The organism is Phyllobacterium sp. MT110 (assembly GCF_058792715.1).
Genome location: NZ_JBXAFE010000001.1, coordinates 1,485,106 through 1,502,855, shown reverse-complemented (window position 1 = coordinate 1,502,855; position 17,750 = coordinate 1,485,106). Strand labels below are relative to the sequence as shown.

Here is a 17,750-nt window from a genome sequence, read left to right as displayed (position 1 = left end):
GCATTCGCGAATATCCGGGACGAAACAAGACGTTTCTCTTTTCGCTATTCACACTGCCTACGGGGGCCAGCACATGACAAAAACCATAGAAAATCTCGGAAACAACGGGAAAATCACGCGGCGCGCGGGCCTGTTTGCGCTAGTGGCTTCGGCCATCGCCATTGCCAGCTTCACCGCGCCACAGCCATCCCAGGCGGCTGACAAGGCCATCAAGGTCGGCATCATCAGCGGTGAGGACGAAGATGTCTGGAAAGTCGTGACGGCGGAAGCGGCCAAGAACGGCCTGAAAATCCAGACAGTCGTTTTCAATGACTATACCCAGCCGAACGAAGCGCTGGAACGTGGCGATCTCGACGCCAATGCATTCCAGCACAAGCCTTATCTCGACAACCAGATCAAGACACAGGGCTACCACATTGTTCCGGTCGGCTATACCGGCGTCTGGCCCATCGGCCTTTATTCCAAGAAGTTCAGCAAAATCGCCGAACTGCCGCAAGGCGCCGTGATCGGTGTGCCGAATGATCCATCGAATGAAGGCCGCGCCCTGCGGGTGCTGGAAGACCAGGGCGTCATCAAGCTCAAGCCCGGCACGGGCATTCTTGCCACCATCGCCGACATTGCCGAGAACCCGAAGAAGGTGAAAATCAAGGAACTCGACGCCGGTATTGTCGGGCGTTCGGTCGAAGATCTTGATGCAGCCGTGGTCAACACCGATTGGGCGCTGAAGAGCGGCCTGACACCGGCAAACCGTATCGCCCAGGAAAAGATTGCCGACAATCCTTACCGCAACTTCATTGCTGTGAAAGCCGGGCAGGAGAAGGAGCCGTGGGTGAAAACCCTCGTGTCGTCCTATCAGAACGATAAGGTCAAGGCTGAATTCGACAAGGTGTACAAGGGAACAGGTATCAGCGCTTACTGATAACCGGTTGATCTTGCAAGCAATCACGACAAAGCGGTTCGCAGCATCGATATATGCCGCGAGCCGCTTTCCCGGTTGAGGCGGGTGTCGTTGCGGCATCCCTCCAAGAGGAAAACATATGAACTCGCATGTCTCCGTTCCCGGCCAGACGGGTGCAATCATAGCCGATACGCCGCTTGCCGACGCTGTCGTGCGGCTTGAGAATGTCAAACGGCATTTTGGGGACACACCGGCTTTGGACGGTGTGTCCCTGACCGTCCGCAAGGGTGAAATCCTCGGCATCATCGGGCGCAGCGGTGCGGGGAAGTCGACGCTGATCCGCTGCCTCAACGGGCTGGAACGGCCGGAATCCGGCGCCATTTTCGTCGAAGGCCGGCAGATCACCGGGCTCAGCGAGCGGGAGCTGCAGCCCTTCCGCCGCCGTATCGGCATGATCTTCCAGCACTTCAACCTGCTGTCGGCCAAGACGGTGGAAGAAAATGTGGCGCTGCCGCTGAAGATCGAGGGCCGGCCGAGGGCGGAACGTCTCAACCGCGCGCGCGAACTGCTCGACCTTGTCGGCCTTTCCGACAAGGCAAAGGCCTATCCATCCTCCCTGTCCGGCGGGCAAAAGCAGCGCGTCGGCATAGCGCGGGCGCTGGCGGCGCGCCCGGCCTTGCTGCTTTCGGACGAAGCGACATCCGCGCTTGATCCCGAGACAACCCGTTCGATTCTTGCGCTGCTGAAGGATATCAACCGCAAGCTTGGCCTCACCATTCTGCTGATTACGCATGAGATGGAAGTGGTCCGCTCCATCGGGGACCGCGTGGCGGTCATCGATGCCGGAAAGATCGTCGAGGAGGGCCCCGTCTGGTCGGTGTTCGCGGATCCGCAGACGGATATCACCAAAAGCCTGCTGGCGGGTATTCGCCCGCAGCTTCCGGCGTATATCGCCGATGCCCTATCGCCGGAACCCGGCGGCGAAGCCGTGCTGGGCGTCGATCTCGCCGGTGCGGCGGCGCAGGGCACCCTGCTGGCCGAGCTGCCACGGCCGTTCCGCCTGCTGCATGGCGGTGTCGATCATGTGCAGGACCAGGCGGTTGCCCGGCTTTATCTTGCGGTTCCGGCAGTGCCCGCCGGTGCCGTCCAGACATTCATTCAATTTCTCGAGGCCCGTTCGGCCCGTGTGGAGGTGCTCGGCTATGTCACCGGTCATGCTTGATCTTCTCGTTCAATCCATCTGGGAAACGCTTGTCATGACCGGCGCCTCCGGTCTGATCTCGCTGGCGGCCGGCTTGCCACTGGGCCTCGCTCTCGTGGCAACGGACCGTGGCGGCATTGCGCCCAATCCCTGGGTCAACAGCGTGCTCGGCGCTGTCATCAACGCCTTCCGGTCCGTGCCGTTCATCATCCTGCTGGTGGCGCTGATCCCGGTGACGCGGCTCATTGTCGGAACGTCCATCGGCACGTGGGCGGCCATCGTGCCGCTGTCCATCGGCGCGACACCCTATTATGCCCGCATCGCCGAGGTGTCGCTGCGGGACGTCGATCGCGGGCTGATCGAGGCGGCGCGCGCCATGGGCGGCAACCGCTGGACTATCATCCGCGAAGTGCTGGTGCCCGAAGCGCTGCCTGGCATCGTTGCCGGTTTCACGGTAACGCTGGTCACCCTGATCGGCGCATCGGCCATGGCCGGTGCCATCGGCGCCGGCGGGCTCGGCGATCTGGCCATCCGCTACGGTTACCAGCGCTTTGAAACCTCGATCATGATTGCCGTGGTGATCGTGCTGATTGTCCTCGTCTGCGGCATCCAGTGGGTGGGCGACAGGCTGGTCAAGCGGCTCGATCACCGGATTTAGAAAAAGCGGTTGGCGGGGCGCTGCAGGCCAAGATTGTCGCGCAGCGTCCTGCCTTCATACTCGGTGCGGAAAATGCCGCGCCGCTGCAGTTCCGGCACGACCTTTTCGACGAAATCATCAAGACCTTCCGGCAGATAGGGGAACATGACGTTGAAACCGTCGGAGCCTTCCTCTTCAAGCCATTGCTGCATCTCGTCGGCAATGGTTTCCGGCGTCCCGACGAAGGCGAGACCGGCATAGCCGCCGAGCCGCTGCGCCAGCTGGCGCACCGTCAGGTTCTCCCGCCGCGCCAGATTGACCGTGCGTTCAAGACTGCTCTTGCTGGCGTTGGTGTCGGTGATCTCAGGCAACGGCCCATCGGGATCGAAACCTGAGGCATCATGACCAAGTGCAATCGACAGGGAGCCGACGGCGTTGGCATAATGCACGAGACTGTCGAGATGCGTGCGCTTTGCCTTGGCTTCCTCAACCGTATCGCCCACCACGACAAAGGCAGCGGGGAGAATTTTCAACCGATCGCGCGGGCGTCCGATTTTATCCATGCGGGACCTGATATCGGCATAGAGGCTTTGACCATCGGCAAGACGGGCTGGTGCGGCAAAGACCAGTTCGGCGGTTTCGGCCGCAAGCTGGCGTCCCGGCTCCGATGAGCCCGCCTGCACGATGACCGGCCAGCCCTGCACAGGACGGGCGATGTTGAGCGGGCCGCGCACCGAGAGGAATTCGCCCTTGTGGTCGAGGACGTGCATGCGCTCCGGGTCGAAATAGATGCCGCTCTCCGCATCGCGGATAAAGGCGTCATCGGCAAAACTGTCCCACAGCCCCGTAACCACATCGAAGAATTCCCGGGCGCGGCGGTAGCGCTCATCATGCTCCATGTGATCCTCCAGCCCGAAATTGAGCGCGGCATCGGGATTGGAGGTGGTGACGATGTTCCAGCCGGCACGTCCGCCGCTGATATGGTCGAGCGAGGCGAAGCGGCGGGCGATGTGATAGGGCTCGTCAAAGGTCGTCGAAGCCGTGGCGATCAGCCCGATATGCTCGGTGGCGCCCGCCAGCGCGGACAGCAGGGTGAACGGTTCGAAGGATGTCACGGTGTGGCTGCGCTTCAGCGCTTCCACCGGCATGTTCAAGACGGCCAGATGGTCGGCCATGAAGAAGGCGTCGAACTTGCCGCGCTCCAAGGTCTGGGCGAAACGTTTGAGGTGGGTGAAATTGAAGTTGGCATCGGCATAGGCACCGGGATACCGCCATGCGCCAGTGTGGATGCTGACGGGCCGCATGAAGGCGCCAAGATGCAGCTTGCGTGTCGTGCTCATCGCATGTCCTTTTACAATCCTGCCTGTGAGGGAAACAGTCTGTGGCTCGTTTGCATATGGGGTGGTCAGCTTTGCGGGAGAAGGCCCATGCGCCGCGAAATGAAACGTTCCATCGCCGACAATCCGTCATAGATCATGACGGCGAGAACACCGACGATCAGGCCGCCCTGCAGAACAAAGGAAAGGTTGTTGGATTGCAGCCCGGCAATGATCACTTCGCCCAGCGTTTTGGCGGCAACCGTTGAGCCGATGGTGGCCGTCGCCAGATTGATCGTTACGGAGAGGCGTATGCCGGCAAGAATGATTGGCATCGCCAGCGGCAGCTCTACTTTGACAAGCCGCTGCCAGCCGGTCATGCCGACGCCGCGCGCCGCATCGGTGACGGTCGGCGGCAGGGTGGTCAGGCCGGTCAGCGAATTTTCGAAGATCGGCAGCAATCCATAGAGAAACAGCGCGATCAGCGTGGGCTTTTCACCAAAGCCGACGGCGGGGACGGCAAGCGCGAGCACGGCCACGGGCGGAAATGTCTGGCCGATGTTCACCAGACTGCGGGACAGCGGCAGAAACTCCGCGCCGAAGGGGCGCGTGACCAGAATGGCCAGCGCGACGGCCACAATGGTCGCGCCCGCCGTTGCAATGGCAACGGTGCGCAGGTGGAGCAGCGTCAGGGTCAGCAGGCTGCCCTGATTGTAGATCACCGGAGCGTTGTTCTGTGTCAGCGGGCGAAAGATGGGTTCAAACCAATCGGGCCGCAGGAGAAACACGATCAGCAGCGCCAGAATGCCGATGCGCAGAATGGTGGGCAGGCGCAGTTTCATGCGGCGGGCCTCGATGCCCGCTTGACCAGGCCATCGACGGTGACCCGGCCGATGGCTTTACCGGCCTCATTGACCACGGGCAGGGCAGGTCGGCCCGACCAGAGAAGCTCGGCCAGGGCATCGCGCTGGGTGGCGGAGGCCGGAATGGCTTCGCCCTCGGCTGTGCCGGGTTCCACCGCATCACCTGCGGGGCTGAGGGACAGGAAGCGGAACGGCCGGTCACCGGTGCCGACCAGCGTCGCGACGAAATCGGTTGCGGGATTGGCGAGAATTTCTGCTGGCGTCGCATATTGCAGCAGGTTGCCGCCATCCATCACCGCGATCTTGTGGCCGAGATGGATCGCTTCCTCCATGTCATGCGTGACGAGGATGATCGTGGTGCCGAAGCGCTTCTGGATGGCAAGCAGATCTTCCTGCGCCTTCGAGCGTATGACGGGATCGAGCGCGCCGAAGGGCTCATCCATCAGCAGAACATTGGGTTCGGCTGCCAGCGCCCGGGCAACGCCGATGCGCTGCTGCTGGCCGCCGGAGAGTTCATGCGGATAGCGCGGACCGAATGTTTCCGGGTCGAGCTGGAACAGGGCGAGCAGTTCACGCACGCGGGCATCGATCCTGGCCTTGTCCCAGCCGAGAAGCTCGGGAACGACGGCGATGTTCTGCGCCACGGTGCGGTGCGGGAAAAGGCCATGCCCCTGAATGGCGTAACCGATGCGGCGGCGCAGTTCGTATCCGGGGAGGGTGCGGTTGTCCTCGCCATCGAGCTTGATCACCCCCGCTGTCGGTTCGACCAGCCTGTTGATCATGCGCATCAGCGTTGTCTTGCCCGAGCCCGACGTGCCGACGATGACGGTGATCGTTCGCGGCTGGACGACCAGCGAGACGTCGTTGACGACCGTTGCAGCACCATAGCGCTTGGTGATGTTCTCGATTTCAATCATGCGGATGTCCTCGAGTGAAAGGGGGAGCTGAGTTCGACCGCCGCGTCGAGAATGATGGCCGCGGCAAAGGCGAGAAGCACGGTGGGCACAGCTCCGAGCAGAACCAGGTCCATGGCGGTCTGGCCGATGCCCTGAAACACGAAGACACCGAAACCGCCGCCGCCAATCAACGCGGCGATGGTGGCAAGGCCGATGTTCTGCACAAGGACGATGCGCACGCCGGTCAGGATCACGGGAAAGGCCAGGGGAAATTCCACCCGGAACAGGCGCTGCCATTCCGTCATGCCGACACCGCGTGCGGCATCATTGGCCTGTGGCGGCACGCCAGCCAGACCGACCACCGTGTTGGCCACCACCGGCAGCAGGGAATAGAGAAACAGCGCGACGAAGGCCGGTGCCATGCCTATGCCCTTAATGCCGATTTCCGCTGCACCCGGCACGTGTGCCGCGATCCAGCCAAGCGGGGCGATCAAAATGCCGAACAGAGCGATGGAAGGGATCGTCTGGACGATATTGAGAACGTTCAAAACGACAGCGCGCAGCTTCTGCACCCGGTGACACAGGACGCCAAGCGGTATGCCGACGATCACGGCAGCGGCGAGCGAGCCGAGTGCCAGCGTCACGTGCTTGCTGGCCTCCGCCCAGAAACTGTCGGCGCGGGCGCTGTATTCCTTGAGAATCGACAACTTGTCCCAGCTGCCGGTGAACAGGACAAAACCGAGGAAGGCCCCGGCCAGGACCAGGACGAGGATGCGGAACGGCGGTGTCGGGCGCAGGCGCGTCAGGGCATCCGCCGCAAGCAGGGCGAAGGCAAAGAGCAGCAGCCAGAAGCCCGATGCGGGAGACACGCGCGCATAGGTGTTGCCAGGCGGTGTCAGATGGTCGGCCGCCGTGCCAATCAACAGGAGGAGGGCAGCCAAGGCGGCAAAGCTGGCTGCCAGCCGCAGTGTCGAGGGCGTGCGGAACAGTCCAATGAGAACCACTGCTGCAATGACCGCCAGAAGCGTGGGGCCCGCCCAGGAGGGCAAGGCCGCCAACAGCGTTTGCGGTTCACCGGCGACGATCCGGTTGGCACGGAACGTGGCGAAGGGTGCCGCCGCTACGGCATATCCGGCGATCAGGGCAATCGCGACACCGAGTTTGTCCAGACGCACGGCATGGCCTCCTTTTCGCCGGAACAGAGTGAGATTCCGATTGGCGCACCCTATTCCGGCAAAGAGCGGATTTACTTGAGGAAGCCGTTTTTCTTCAGAAAGTCTTCCGCAACGACCTTTGCCGGTTCACCGCCAACCTGTACGCGGCCGTTGAGTTCCTGCAGCGTGACAAGATCGAGCTTTTCGAACACCGGCTTCAGCAGGGCTTCGATCTGCGGATGTTCCTTCAGAACCGCTTCGCGAATGATCGGCGCCGGCTGGTAGACCGGTTGAACACCCTTGTCATCCTGCAACACCACAAGCCCGGACGGCGCAATGCCGCCATCGGTGCCGTAAACCATGGCTGCATTGGCACCGTTGGTCTTGTTGGCCGCAGCGGCAATGGTCGCGGCAGTATCGCCGCCGGAGAGGGTGATCAATTGTTCGGGTTTCAGCTTGAAGCCATAGGTTGTCTGGAACGCCGGCAGGGCGGCAGCCGAATTGACGAATTCGGAGGAGGCGGCAAGCACCACCGTTCCGCCCTTGGTGACATATTTGCCGAAGTCGGAAAGGGTTGCCAGCTTTTCCGCGTCCGCCACTTCCTTGCGCAGGGCAATGGCCCAGGTATTGTTGGCGGGCGAGGGTGTCAGCCAGACGATCTTGTTGGCATCGTAGTCGAGTTTCTTGGCGGTCTGATAGGCCTTGGCCGCGTCTTTCCAGGCTGGATCATCGGCCTTCTCGAAGAAGAACGCGGCATTGCCGGTATATTCGGGATAGATGTCGATTTCCTTGGCCGTGATCGCCTTGCGCACGATCGGGGTGGCGCCCAGTTGGATGCGATCGGTGGTTGGAATCTTGTTCGCGTTGAGAACGGCCAGGATAATGTTGCCGAGGACACTGCCTTCGGTATCGATCTTGGAAGAAACAACGACCTGCGCACTGGCAGATCCGAGAGAAAGCGCCAGAGCAAGCGCCACGCCGAGAAAGGTTTTGCTGGTAGACATTCTTTTCGTTCCCTTTGCATATCCCGAGTTGAGGCGACCTTTTAATCACGATTACAGTGATCGGTCCGGGCATTTATTTTCGCGAAAAGATCATGCAACGAAAAATTTGCAGCTTTTCGTTCGCCCGTGAGCTTGTCCTATTTCAGGCGATGTCTCAAGCCTGATATGTCAGCATTTATCACCGGAATGGCAGGAGTGTGCCGGGCGGACTCAGGCGACCGCCGTGCATATGGCGGCAAAGTGAATGCTTGCCGCCGTCAGAACGAAGCCGTGCCATATCGCATTGTGAAAGGGCAGCCGTTCCAGCATATGAAAGATGACGCCGAAGGAGTAGACGAGGCCGCCGGCGAGGATCAGCCACAAGACCGTGGCGGACAGGGCAATCGTCAATTCCTGATAGGCGGCAACGCCGCTCCATCCCAGGGCGAGATAGAGAACAATGGAAAGCCTGTCGAACCTGTTGGGCATCAGCAGCTTCAACAGGACGCCGGCTATGGCAATCGACCAGACGATGGACAGGAGCCACCACGTGCCGCTCTTGGCCATGAGGGGGGTGTAGGTACCGGCGATGAGCAGATAGATGGCCGAATGGTCAAAGCGCCGCAGAAGACCCTTGGTCGGGGAAATCGGCCATATGTTGTACATCGCCGACAAGGCCATGGAGAGAACGAGGGTCGCCAGATAGATGGCGGTTGCCGCATAGGCGCCGGCGGTTGCTTCCTCAGGAACAAAGGCAAGCAGCAGAATCGATCCGACGATTGCCAGCGTGACACCCGCTATGTGGACGACGCCATCGGCCCACAATTCTGCCACGCTATAGTTGCGGAAGGTGAAAACCGGCAGCGGGCGGGGCGAGGAGATGGGCAATGCGGCGTCCTTGATGAAACAGTTTTTCTGGAGATTAGGCGTTTATCCCATATAACAACGAAAGACCGTGCTGCGTAAATGCCGCATAAATGTGTCTTGGCGGCAAGGATCTATTCAGCAACTGCAGATTGATCTGCGCACCTGCGGACGGTTATTCGCAGGCGATTCTTTCGATCTGGTCCGATTGCTTTTTCTCCGGCCATTTTCTTGTTATTTGCCGGACATGTTTGATAAAGTAGTATTTTAACAAAACTCGTTCGTAATCATTTGAAATCTTGTAATAATTTGTCATGTTTGGTGAATATTTTTCCTGAACGATTCTGGTTGGTTACTTCTCCAATTTAAGCCATAATCATTTCATCACATGGGAAGACTATGGGTTCTGGGGAAACCTGTAGTTGGTGACAGTTTCTGAATCTGCACTGTTGAAATTGAGGGAGTTCAAAAATGACTATCACTCGGAATCTCATACTCGCCGGAATTATTGGCGCGGCATCATTTACGGTTGTGCCAGCCTATGCACTGACCGCGAAGGAATGCAGTGTCAAATATCAGGCGGCCAAAACAGCCGGTACGCTCGGCAACGTGAAGTGGAACGACTTCCGTAAGACCCAGTGCGCCGATGCTTCACCGGCCGCTGCAGCAGCGCCGGCGGCTCCTGCTGCCACGACCAAGCCCGCTGCCAAGGCGACAGCCGCAGCACCCAAGGCCGCCGCTCCAGCCGCTGCAGCCGCACCGGCTGCGACAGCCACGGGCCTGAGCATGAAGGACTGCAGTGCCAAGTATCAGGCTGCAAAAACCGCCGGTACACTTGGCGGCATGAAGTGGAATGATTTCCGCAAGGCACAGTGCGCCGCCGGTGCAACGGCTGCCGCTGCTCCTGCTGCTGCCGATGAGACGGCACCGACACCGCAGACGGCGACCTACAAGGATGAACCGCCGGCAGCCACGACCGCTGCTCCAAAGGGCGTTGTTTTCCCGAGCGCCGTTTCCAGCAAATATTCCACCGAAAGCGCCGGCAAGGCCCGTATGCAGACGTGCCTTGAGCAGTATTACGCCAACAAGCAGAACAACACGCTTGGCGGCCTCAAGTGGATCCAGAAGGGCGGCGGCTATTACAGCCTCTGCAATTCCCGCCTGAAGGGCTGATCACAGCAGACCAAAACAAAAAGCGGGATGAATGTCCCGCTTTTTCCTTTCGAACAAATCCTGCCAGAAATTGTAATTGTCCATGTGCACTCCCTTGTCTCGCGAGGAAGGTGGTCACCCGAGGTTTGGCCTCTGGTGACCGGGAGGTTCGTAAGCCGCCGCAAGACGACCGCCACGGCCTTTAAGCCGAAGCTCTGGACATACGCCGAGGCCCTCCCGGCCATAGGGCTGAGGAGGTGCCTTTGCGGTCGACACCGACCGCTTGCGGAGGGGTTACGAGCCCCAAGACCGATCCGTTTCGACCGGCCTCATCGCGGACCATAGTGGGAAAGTGAAGCGGGCGGAAGGGGTTAGGGCGCCAGTTTGCGGCGATGGTTTGGGTTTTGTGAATCGACTGGCTGCAGAAGCCGTCATGCGTGGTTCGACAAGCTCACCATGAGGGATGTGGCTTGGCTGCCATGCCAATCGCAGACGTTGCAGAATGACACTCCCTGCGAGCGTCAATCTCCCTCATGGTGAGCTTGTCGAACCACGAACCACGCACCAAAAATCTGCAACGGGAACACCTGAACCGGACGAAAATGCCCTAGCCGTAAACCACGCGGTTGCGGCCCTGATGCTTGGCTGAATAGAGATATTTGTCGGCCACCGCCAAGGTTTCCTCGAGCGATTGTCCGGGTTCATGCAGGGCAATGCCGATGCTGACGGTGGTTGGCGTTCTGTCGAGTTCCAGTTCCCTGCCGATGGTGCGGGCTGCAATGAGGATTTTATGCGAGATCCAGTTGGCCCGGCCAAGATCCGCATCGGTCAGAAATACGGTAAATTCCTCGCCGCCGATCCGCGCCGCCAAATCCCGTCCGCCGATGTTCGCCTTGATCACCTGGCCGATCTCATGGATGACCTCGTCGCCGGTGGCATGGCCAAACCGGTCGTTGATTGCCTTGAAATGATCGGCGTCGATGTAGAGGAGGGCCCCGGCACTGTCCATGGGCCTCGATGCGAGAAACAAGCGCTGCGTCTGCAGATAGAATTCCGCCCGGTTGAGAAGCCCGGTCAGATCGTCACGGCGGGATTCCAGATCAAGCTGTGCGGCAAGCTGCTTCAGCTTGAAGTTCAGGCCGATAAGGAATGCGCCCAGCGGGAGGCTGACCAGCACAACGATGACGGTGGTGACGCCGACAACGCGATAGGGCGTTTGCAGGCCAATCACGAAAAAGGCCAGAGCAGCCAGAATATCCGACGATATGGTGGCCATGCCAACCATGATCGCGACCTGTCTCAAGGGCGAGAGCGCGCCGAATTTGGTCATCCATAGAGTGTAGATGTTCATCTGATTTGCCGGGCCGGTTGAAAGCACCGGTATTCAAGCCCGAAACAAATGAAGAAAGCCATGCCCGCTTGTGTTTAATTCGAATTATTCTGTTCGGAAATGGCCAGCACCCTAACTGTCCAGGGCGTAACTGATGCGCACGGTGGTTCCGACATCGGGCGTCGAGGTGATTTTGAACTTGCCGGCCATGGTTTTCACCAGTTCCATGCAGTTGGTCAGTCCGAGACCAAGATGAACGCCTGCCTTGGTTGAAAAGAACGGCTCCTTGGCCTTGGCAAGCGTCGACGGGCTCATGCCGATGCCGTTGTCGGCAACGACTAGTATCAGCCGCGGGCGCTGCAGAAAGCGCCGGTGGATACTGGCCTTGATGGCAATGACAGGGGTAGCGCGGGTAGCGACGGCATTGATTGCATTGCGGACAAGTTCATCGATGATCAGGTGGAACTGCGATGCCGGAATAAGCGAATTGCGCGCGGCCTGATCGATGTCCAGCTGCAGGTTGACCGCGCTCTTCGACACGATGTCCGCAAGCAATTCGCCCAACGGCACCTTGCGGAACTGCGTCTTGGAGTGTCCGATCATCATCAATCCCTCATTAATGCTTTCAAGCTCGGCAATGGTGTTGCGGGCCGCCGCGGTCATTTCAGAGGACGGAATGGCGTTGTTGCCGACATAGCCGAGAAAAAGGCGCAGGGCGGCAATCCGCGTCCGGGTCATGTGGGCAAACAGGGTGGAGAAAGAGCGGATATGCTGATCCTTGCGCCGCGCCAGAAGGCTGCGCTGATGCATGAGCAATCCCACCAGGATAAGTGCGCCGGCGGCGCCCAGGAGCTTGTTTCTGGCGACATCCGCAGCGATTGTCGCGGTTCCCTGAAGGGTGATGCTGTGAGCCAGTGTCGAACCGGCAGTGCGAAAAATGTCCGTTTCGATTGTCAGTATGGTTTTCAGCGCCTTGTCGAACTGGTTTCCCGCCTTGATCTGCGGAACCAGTACGGTATCCACCGTCGAGATCGTCTTTTGCAGAGCCGCAATATCGGGTGCATCGAGGAACCGGTCGGCATAGTCCAGCTGCTGCAGCGATTTGAGGTTGAAGTTCATGAGCGTGACCTCCGACAGCAGGCGCGGCTCGACTTCACCTGTCCGGGTTGCCAGCGTCAGGTAACCCTTGATGCTGGCAATCTTTTCGCGCGCCTGCGAAGCCCGGACCTGGACCTCGAAGCTCTGGCTCATGATTTCGTTTGACTGGATACGATACGTGTCCGCCCGGATGAATGACCAGCAACACACCAAAGCTGCGCTGATCAGAATGATGTAGAAGAGCGGATCGAGGTATTTATCCAGCTTCATGTTCAGTCAACCGGACGGATCGAGGTAACAAACCAAACCCATATGGTGTTGCGTGCGGGGACGTAAGCTTTCGGAAGCTTGGAGAGTGGCCAGACAATGTAGAACGGGCCGCCATCATCGAGCGACAACGGTCTGAAATCCTGATCCTTGGTACAGGCCCCGCTTTGCTTGTCGGCATCGGTACAAGCTCTCTCGATTGCGATGATGGGCGCAAATTCAACAACTTCTTCCATCGTGACTTTTACAATGAAATTGTCGAATGCAGCAACTTCGAGATTGGCTTTGTCGCCGATTTTGTATTTCGCAATCATTTCCTGCAGGGAAGGGCCGCGAAAATGCACCTTTGCCCCGTTGGTCCAAGGCGTTTCCGTGACCAGATCATGCATGGGAAACTGCTGTCTCAGCTGCTCCTGGGTAAAGGTCCCCAGGGGCTTGCCTGACGTGTCCTGCATTTGAATGACCGCAGGGTCGTCATTGGCGGATGCCGTGCCGTACCAGAGCGGCGATCCGATCCACAGTGCCGCGAAAAAGACTGCAAGATATTTCCAGGCGCGCGATGCGCCTTTGTCTTCGTTGGAGATGGCGGCAGGGAAGGGTTCTTCCGACACTGCCTTTGCCATCGATTCTTCAGTTTTTTTAATGTCCAGAGCCAACCCCATTATAACCCCTTTGGTAGGAGCCCGGTTTTTAAAAGCTTTGCGCGTGCTCGCTTGTAGTATTTTTCTGCCGATGCCGCGTCTATATCAAAGCGTTCCCCAAGCTGTTCGTATATTTCCTTGCGGCTGATCCCCGACGGTCTTTGTCGCATCCAGCCGAGTATTTCCTGTTCACGCGGCGTGAGGCCGGAATGGTAGAATTCCGGTGGAGCCGTTGTTTCATTGGACAACCTCACGCTGTAGCCACGTTCTGCAACCTCCTGCAGAACGTCTACGAGGGCTCCGGGCCTTATATTGTTCTTGGCGAGGTAGCCAACCACGCCAAGTTTCTGACAATGCTCCCATTCTTCATCCGTATCGGAACCCGTGACGACAAAATGGATTGCGTCCGGTGAAAGATCGAGGATGACTTGTACAACGTCCAGGCGGTCGTCCTGTGATTTGGGGTCATAGCCGGGCATGCCGGGGTCAATGACCACAAGGTCGAACTGATGCGACTCCAGCAGGTCCAGTGCAATGGTGACATTGGCCGCGCCGTGAACAATGGATGCCGGCAATGCTGCCTGCAATTCATGGATCAGGGCCAGCCTCATGAGGTGTTGATCTTCAATGACCAGCACATGTGTATGCTTGGACGTTTGTTCCGACATCGCTCTCACGCGTACCAACAGTTGCGCGCCACTCTGATCAAATTACAGCAGTTGCGTCTACAGAGTAGTGCGATTTATGCAAAGCGCAAAATAGGGACAGGGTTGTCCCTATTTTTCTGGACATAACCGCATAGTGTTCCGACCGAAACGCGAAACGGTGCATTGAGTTGCATTGAGAGGGTATGCGGCGTGACTTTGGCTATCATTACCATCGATGGTGTCCGGGTTGATCCGACCGAACGCGTTGCTTCGATTGCAACTGTGCTTGAATGGCACAGACATTCCAGACGTGAATTGCAATGGATTGTCCGGACATGCACCGATCGTGCGGACTCCGAACAGGACAACGCATCGTCAGACCGGCGCCTGGCGGCGGCAACCGACGCGGAACATCGTGCGCGCGTTGCCATGTTGCGGTATCCGGCAAAAACGCTGGAAGAATTTGCGGCGAAGGCACAGCATATCTGTTCTCTTCTGCTGGAGGACGATGACAGTTTGGACAAGTACGAACTGTTTTCAATCCTGCAGAGGCTGATCGCACAACCACAGTCGGAATGCCAGTAAATCGAACCGGTACATGCGGTGAAATTCTGGTCCTGCACGCCTGACAGGACTTCGCACCGCATAGGAAAACGCCTCCTCAAGTGCCTCCATTTTCGAGGGAATCGACCACTATGCCGAGCAATTGGGATAAATCCCAACCTATAGATGCCCATCCGGAAACCGCAAAACTGATCCAGGGTGCGGAAGCGGTCATTCAGCAGGAGATCGGACCGCTGGCCGCGCTCTGTGACGCGTTGCGCCTGCGTCTGGATTCGTACCACAGTGCCGCCAATGCAGCTGAGCGTCTCGAGCGATGGCGGCTAGCGGTCGCCCTGCACAGTGAGATCATGGAAGTCTGGAAATCGGCGTTTCTGAATGCACGGGCCGCCGTGGATGCCTATCTCTCCAACTGTGATCTGAGCACTTTTTTCTCCTGCCGCGAAATTCTGGTGGCATCCCTGCACGGGCGCTGCAAGCCCTCCGTCGGCATTGCATTGTCGGTGATGCAATTTGAAAGCGAGCGCAACCTGCGCAGATTGGCAGATGCTTCGCCCGATATGGCGACGCACAGCGAGCCTGTCGACCGGCGGTTTCTTCGGGCGGCGGCTGCGGGCCGGCATCGGTAATTTTCGCCCCGTTTTCCACGAGGGGTGCACAAGGCCTGCCGACCGGCAGGCCTCTTTGCTTTTATGCACATCATCCGGGTGTTTGACTTTACTAGACGACTGGTCTATTCTGCCGGAATGGCAAAGATCGACACACGCACCGTACTGATTGAGGAAGGGCTGAAAGCGCTGCTTTCGCACGGCTATGAAGGGGCGGGCATCGGCCCCGTGCTCAAATCGGCTGGCGTGCCGAAGGGCTCGTTCTACCATTTCTTCGCCAGCAAGGAGGAATTTGCCTCCGCAGTTCTCGGCTTTTATACCGAGGGTAACCAGATTGTCCGGACACGGATACTGGGCGATGAAAGCCAGACGCCGCTCAAACGCCTGCGTGCCTATTTCGAATATTATGAGCAGGAATTCGCCCGGGAGAATCCGATTGGCGGCTGCCTGCTCGGCAATCTCGCCCAATCGATTGCCGCCCACAGCGACGTCCTCAGGCAGGAACTGCACCGGGCTTTCGCCGCGTGGCAACGCGATTTCCAGACGGTTCTGCGGCAGGCGCGCGCGCAGGGCGAACTGCCCGCGCATCTCGATCCCGACGAGACGGCAGCCTTCCTCATCGATGCCTATGAAGGGGCGCTGGTCCGCATGAAGACGGAAGGCAGCATCGCACCGCTCAAGCGGTTCACGACCATGACGCTCGATTGCTTGCTCAAAAACCATCCATAGGAGATTTATCATGTCCCATATAGAGACGACTGGTCTACTACAAGCGCGTAGCGGCGGAGGGTTTGCGGCATTCGTCAAAACCGCCGCGACGGCTATCTGGAACATCCATCTGCGTTATCGCGGAGAACGGGCAGGCGATCCGAGGGTCAGCAAGCTCAGCGATCATCTGCTCGACGATATCGGGATAACGCGGGAGCAAGCCCGGGAAATTGATCGCCGTCGCTGCTGATGAGGCCACAGACGCATGTGTGCGGCGGTCACCGATACGCCGCGGCACGTCTCTCCATCGGCTCAGGGGGCAAGTGGCACTACAACGTCGGTGATCGCTCCGCCCAAGCTTTGGTTGCTTGGCAGATATCCATCGCTCGGGCGTATGCGGGGCGTGCCGTCGTGCGGGCGAGATAGGCACGCTCGACTGAACCCGGCGTATAGTTGCCGGTGCGCAGACCAAGCAGGAGAGCGTAGCTCACTGAAATGTCAGCAGCGGTGAACTGGTCTCCGGTGAGAAACGGGCGATCTGCGAGACGCCGGATGACCAATCCCAGCCGGCTATGAAAGGTCTCCAGGGCCCAGTTTGTGACCCTGGCATTTCGCTCCGCTTCGGGCGCGAGCGCGCGACCAACAAAGACGGCGTTCATTGGTTCCGCGAGCCCAGCCTCTCCCAAATGGAGGAATTGCAGGTAAGCGGCGAAAGCCGGATCATCCGGGGCAACGGCGAGCGGGCTCGGGCCGTGGCGGGCGAGCAGGTACTCGAGGATCGCGATCGATTCGACCATGATCGTCTCGCCGTCCTGTAGCGCCGGGATAAAGCCGGCGGGGTTGATGGCAAGAAAATCGGGATCATTCCCGACAGTGAGCAGATCAACCGGGCGCAGCCGATACGCCACTCCCAATTCCTCGAGCAGCCAAACGACACGGAACCCACGACCTTCGCCATAGACAGTGAGCATACTTGAGCGTCCTTACGTTGGCTTAAGCGCTTCATTCGCAGGAGCGAGATTTCCGCATATACTGCTATCGCCAGGTGACGATATGCGCAAGGCTCGTCATACACGCGGCATCATGCAGCGCCGGTCCTCCGTTCACGGCCTAGCCTGTTTTCGCGGTTTCCGAGCCATTCTGCCGGTTCGCATTGCAACTTTTTCCTCAGCACAATCATGCACGTAGCTCTTCCAACGGAGCAAACGCCCGATGCATATTGAAGTTTGTATTTACAGATAGACTCAAAAGATATATCGTTTGTGTATGAAAGGAGAATTTGCAATGTTTCGAAATTGTCATCACGAACGGCACGAACGCGATGAGCGTTTTGTCATGTACGGCATGGGACGCGGCTTTGGCCGCCACGGCGGCGGTCACGATGGCCCCGGCGGCGGCGGACGTTTCGGCCGCAGGGGCGGCGGAGGCAGGGTGTTCGCATCGGGCGACCTGCGTCTGGTTCTGCTGGCACTGGTCGCCGAGCGGCCGCGCCATGGCTATGAACTGATCAAGGACATCGAAGAGCTGTTCGGCGGCGCCTATGCGCCGAGCCCCGGTTCCGTCTATCCGTCCCTGACGTTCCTCGAGGAAATCGGGCAGGTAACGGCTGCGGCGAGTGAAGGCTCGAAAAAGCTCTATACCATCACGGAGGAGGGGCTTGCCTATCTCGCCGAGAACAAGAACCTGGTGGATGCGGTCCGCACGCGGATGGGCATGGTTGCCCGTTCCATGGCCGGACAGCGCGCACCGGAAGCGGTTGCCCACGCGATGGACACGCTGCGCACCGCGCTCCACCTGCACAGTCACGGCTGGGATGCGGAAGAGGCGGACCGGGTTCGCAAGATCCTCGAACAGGCGGCGCTGGATATAGAATCAGGCAAGAAAAAAGACTGATGTCTAAACCCATGCGGCGCCGGAAACGGCGCC

20 protein-coding genes are annotated in these 17,750 nt (G+C 59.1%); 9 read left to right on the top strand and 11 right to left on the bottom strand.

Translation table 11 applies throughout. From position 1 onward, the window contains the following. Positions 1–73 precede the first annotated feature (73 nt). The 3 genes from AC1Q5O_RS07840 (at position 74) to AC1Q5O_RS07830 (ending at position 2,757) form a co-directional block, all read left to right on the top strand. A complete protein-coding gene (locus AC1Q5O_RS07840) occupies positions 74–919 on the top strand; it encodes a MetQ/NlpA family lipoprotein (RefSeq protein WP_464660888.1) in 846 nt (281 codons plus the stop codon). A 118-nt stretch (positions 920–1,037) separates the two neighbouring features. Further along, complete coding sequence (locus AC1Q5O_RS07835; RefSeq protein ID WP_492562317.1) at positions 1,038–2,120, top strand: methionine ABC transporter ATP-binding protein; 1,083 nt, start codon at positions 1,038–1,040, stop codon at positions 2,118–2,120. Continuing rightward, positions 2,101–2,757 (top strand): methionine ABC transporter permease, encoded by a 657-nt coding sequence (locus AC1Q5O_RS07830; protein WP_492562316.1) that lies wholly within the window; start codon positions 2,101–2,103, stop codon positions 2,755–2,757. The genes AC1Q5O_RS07835 and AC1Q5O_RS07830 overlap by 20 nt, the downstream gene beginning before the upstream one ends. Here the strand turns inward: AC1Q5O_RS07830 and AC1Q5O_RS07825 are convergent. The 6 genes from AC1Q5O_RS07825 to trhA form a co-directional block, all read right to left on the bottom strand. After that, positions 2,754–4,076, bottom strand: a complete 1,323-nt coding sequence (locus tag AC1Q5O_RS07825; protein WP_492562315.1) for an LLM class flavin-dependent oxidoreductase — start codon at positions 4,074–4,076, stop codon at positions 2,754–2,756. The genes AC1Q5O_RS07830 and AC1Q5O_RS07825 overlap by 4 nt on opposite strands. A 65-nt stretch (positions 4,077–4,141) precedes the next feature. Continuing rightward, positions 4,142–4,894: an ABC transporter permease gene (locus AC1Q5O_RS07820; protein ID WP_492562314.1), complete on the bottom strand. Its 753-nt coding sequence runs from the start codon at positions 4,892–4,894 to the stop codon at positions 4,142–4,144. Continuing rightward, positions 4,891–5,832 (bottom strand): ABC transporter ATP-binding protein, encoded by a 942-nt coding sequence (locus AC1Q5O_RS07815; RefSeq protein ID WP_403175904.1) that lies wholly within the window; start codon positions 5,830–5,832, stop codon positions 4,891–4,893. The genes AC1Q5O_RS07820 and AC1Q5O_RS07815 overlap by 4 nt, the downstream gene beginning before the upstream one ends. After that, complete coding sequence (locus AC1Q5O_RS07810) at positions 5,829–6,986, bottom strand: ABC transporter permease (protein ID WP_492562313.1); 1,158 nt, start codon at positions 6,984–6,986, stop codon at positions 5,829–5,831. The genes AC1Q5O_RS07815 and AC1Q5O_RS07810 overlap by 4 nt, the downstream gene beginning before the upstream one ends. Before the next feature lie 71 nt (positions 6,987–7,057). Continuing rightward, positions 7,058–7,969 carry a glycine betaine ABC transporter substrate-binding protein OsmF gene (gene osmF / locus AC1Q5O_RS07805; RefSeq protein ID WP_492562312.1) on the bottom strand — a complete coding sequence of 304 codons (912 nt, stop codon included), beginning with the start codon at positions 7,967–7,969 and terminating at the stop codon, positions 7,058–7,060. A 210-nt stretch (positions 7,970–8,179) separates the two neighbouring features. Next, positions 8,180–8,830, bottom strand: a complete 651-nt coding sequence (gene trhA, locus AC1Q5O_RS07800) for a PAQR family membrane homeostasis protein TrhA (protein WP_492563111.1) — start codon at positions 8,828–8,830, stop codon at positions 8,180–8,182. A 453-nt stretch (positions 8,831–9,283) separates the two neighbouring features. Here trhA and AC1Q5O_RS07795 point away from each other — a divergent pair, with 453 nt between their 5' ends. Then, the gene (locus AC1Q5O_RS07795; RefSeq protein ID WP_464660876.1) at positions 9,284–9,985 is read left to right on the top strand and encodes an antifreeze protein; all 702 of its coding nucleotides are present in this window, start codon (positions 9,284–9,286) and stop codon (positions 9,983–9,985) included. A 586-nt stretch (positions 9,986–10,571) separates the two neighbouring features. Here the strand turns inward: AC1Q5O_RS07795 and AC1Q5O_RS07790 are convergent. From AC1Q5O_RS07790 to AC1Q5O_RS07775, 4 genes are all read right to left on the bottom strand, one after another. Next, positions 10,572–11,315: a GGDEF domain-containing protein gene (locus AC1Q5O_RS07790; RefSeq protein ID WP_464660873.1), complete on the bottom strand. Its 744-nt coding sequence runs from the start codon at positions 11,313–11,315 to the stop codon at positions 10,572–10,574. A 111-nt stretch (positions 11,316–11,426) separates the two neighbouring features. Next, on the bottom strand, positions 11,427–12,662 hold the full coding sequence (locus AC1Q5O_RS07785) for a sensor histidine kinase (protein ID WP_492562311.1): 1,236 nt from the start codon (positions 12,660–12,662) through the stop codon (positions 11,427–11,429). 2 nt (positions 12,663–12,664) lie between these two features. Next, positions 12,665–13,282: a hypothetical protein gene (locus tag AC1Q5O_RS07780; RefSeq protein ID WP_289015972.1), complete on the bottom strand. Its 618-nt coding sequence runs from the start codon at positions 13,280–13,282 to the stop codon at positions 12,665–12,667. 38 nt (positions 13,283–13,320) lie between these two features. Continuing rightward, a complete protein-coding gene (locus AC1Q5O_RS07775) occupies positions 13,321–13,968 on the bottom strand; it encodes a response regulator transcription factor (RefSeq protein WP_288193163.1) in 648 nt (215 codons plus the stop codon). 189 nt (positions 13,969–14,157) lie between these two features. Here AC1Q5O_RS07775 and AC1Q5O_RS07770 point away from each other — a divergent pair, with 189 nt between their 5' ends. From AC1Q5O_RS07770 to AC1Q5O_RS07755, 4 genes are all read left to right on the top strand, one after another. Beyond that, complete coding sequence (locus tag AC1Q5O_RS07770) at positions 14,158–14,532, top strand: hypothetical protein (protein ID WP_223613031.1); 375 nt, start codon at positions 14,158–14,160, stop codon at positions 14,530–14,532. A gap of 110 nt (positions 14,533–14,642) precedes the next feature. Continuing rightward, positions 14,643–15,137, top strand: coding sequence for a hypothetical protein (locus AC1Q5O_RS07765; RefSeq protein ID WP_289015974.1), 495 nt, complete (start codon positions 14,643–14,645; stop codon positions 15,135–15,137). A gap of 117 nt (positions 15,138–15,254) precedes the next feature. Beyond that, positions 15,255–15,845, top strand: a complete 591-nt coding sequence (locus AC1Q5O_RS07760; RefSeq protein ID WP_492562310.1) for a TetR/AcrR family transcriptional regulator — start codon at positions 15,255–15,257, stop codon at positions 15,843–15,845. Positions 15,846–15,855: 10 nt separating this feature from the next. Then, complete coding sequence (locus AC1Q5O_RS07755) at positions 15,856–16,074, top strand: YjiS-like domain-containing protein (RefSeq protein WP_492562309.1); 219 nt, start codon at positions 15,856–15,858, stop codon at positions 16,072–16,074. A 79-nt stretch (positions 16,075–16,153) separates the two neighbouring features. On the opposite strand, the gene AC1Q5O_RS07750 is transcribed toward AC1Q5O_RS07755, so the two are convergent. Further along, positions 16,154–16,795 carry a glutathione S-transferase family protein gene (locus tag AC1Q5O_RS07750; protein ID WP_492562308.1) on the bottom strand — a complete coding sequence of 214 codons (642 nt, stop codon included), beginning with the start codon at positions 16,793–16,795 and terminating at the stop codon, positions 16,154–16,156. A gap of 313 nt (positions 16,796–17,108) precedes the next feature. Between AC1Q5O_RS07750 and AC1Q5O_RS07745 the strand changes: the two genes are divergently transcribed. Beyond that, on the top strand, positions 17,109–17,717 hold the full coding sequence (locus tag AC1Q5O_RS07745) for a PadR family transcriptional regulator (protein ID WP_492562307.1): 609 nt from the start codon (positions 17,109–17,111) through the stop codon (positions 17,715–17,717). The last annotated feature ends 33 nt before the right edge of the window (positions 17,718–17,750 follow it).

What these genes read in the sequence shown, in the direction of transcription:
- osmF (WP_492562312.1), bottom strand. Translation starts at nt 7,969, where the DNA reads ATGTCTACCAGCAAAACCTTTCTCGGCGTGGCGCTTGCTCTGGCGCTT.
- AC1Q5O_RS07840 (WP_464660888.1), top strand. Translation starts at nt 74, where the DNA reads ATGACAAAAACCATAGAAAATCTCGGAAACAACGGGAAAATCACGCGG.
- AC1Q5O_RS07775 (WP_288193163.1), bottom strand. Translation starts at nt 13,968, where the DNA reads ATGTCGGAACAAACGTCCAAGCATACACATGTGCTGGTCATTGAAGAT.
- AC1Q5O_RS07760 (WP_492562310.1), top strand. Translation starts at nt 15,255, where the DNA reads ATGGCAAAGATCGACACACGCACCGTACTGATTGAGGAAGGGCTGAAA.
- AC1Q5O_RS07745 (WP_492562307.1), top strand. Translation starts at nt 17,109, where the DNA reads ATGTTTCGAAATTGTCATCACGAACGGCACGAACGCGATGAGCGTTTT.
- AC1Q5O_RS07790 (WP_464660873.1), bottom strand. Translation starts at nt 11,315, where the DNA reads ATGAACATCTACACTCTATGGATGACCAAATTCGGCGCGCTCTCGCCC.
- AC1Q5O_RS07780 (WP_289015972.1), bottom strand. Translation starts at nt 13,282, where the DNA reads ATGGCAAAGGCAGTGTCGGAAGAACCCTTCCCTGCCGCCATCTCCAAC.
- AC1Q5O_RS07785 (WP_492562311.1), bottom strand. Translation starts at nt 12,662, where the DNA reads ATGAAGCTGGATAAATACCTCGATCCGCTCTTCTACATCATTCTGATC.
- AC1Q5O_RS07825 (WP_492562315.1), bottom strand. Translation starts at nt 4,076, where the DNA reads ATGAGCACGACACGCAAGCTGCATCTTGGCGCCTTCATGCGGCCCGTC.
- AC1Q5O_RS07820 (WP_492562314.1), bottom strand. Translation starts at nt 4,894, where the DNA reads ATGAAACTGCGCCTGCCCACCATTCTGCGCATCGGCATTCTGGCGCTG.
- AC1Q5O_RS07765 (WP_289015974.1), top strand. Translation starts at nt 14,643, where the DNA reads ATGCCGAGCAATTGGGATAAATCCCAACCTATAGATGCCCATCCGGAA.
- AC1Q5O_RS07750 (WP_492562308.1), bottom strand. Translation starts at nt 16,795, where the DNA reads ATGCTCACTGTCTATGGCGAAGGTCGTGGGTTCCGTGTCGTTTGGCTG.
- AC1Q5O_RS07795 (WP_464660876.1), top strand. Translation starts at nt 9,284, where the DNA reads ATGACTATCACTCGGAATCTCATACTCGCCGGAATTATTGGCGCGGCA.
- AC1Q5O_RS07835 (WP_492562317.1), top strand. Translation starts at nt 1,038, where the DNA reads ATGAACTCGCATGTCTCCGTTCCCGGCCAGACGGGTGCAATCATAGCC.
- AC1Q5O_RS07815 (WP_403175904.1), bottom strand. Translation starts at nt 5,832, where the DNA reads ATGATTGAAATCGAGAACATCACCAAGCGCTATGGTGCTGCAACGGTC.
- AC1Q5O_RS07830 (WP_492562316.1), top strand. Translation starts at nt 2,101, where the DNA reads ATGTCACCGGTCATGCTTGATCTTCTCGTTCAATCCATCTGGGAAACG.
- AC1Q5O_RS07755 (WP_492562309.1), top strand. Translation starts at nt 15,856, where the DNA reads ATGTCCCATATAGAGACGACTGGTCTACTACAAGCGCGTAGCGGCGGA.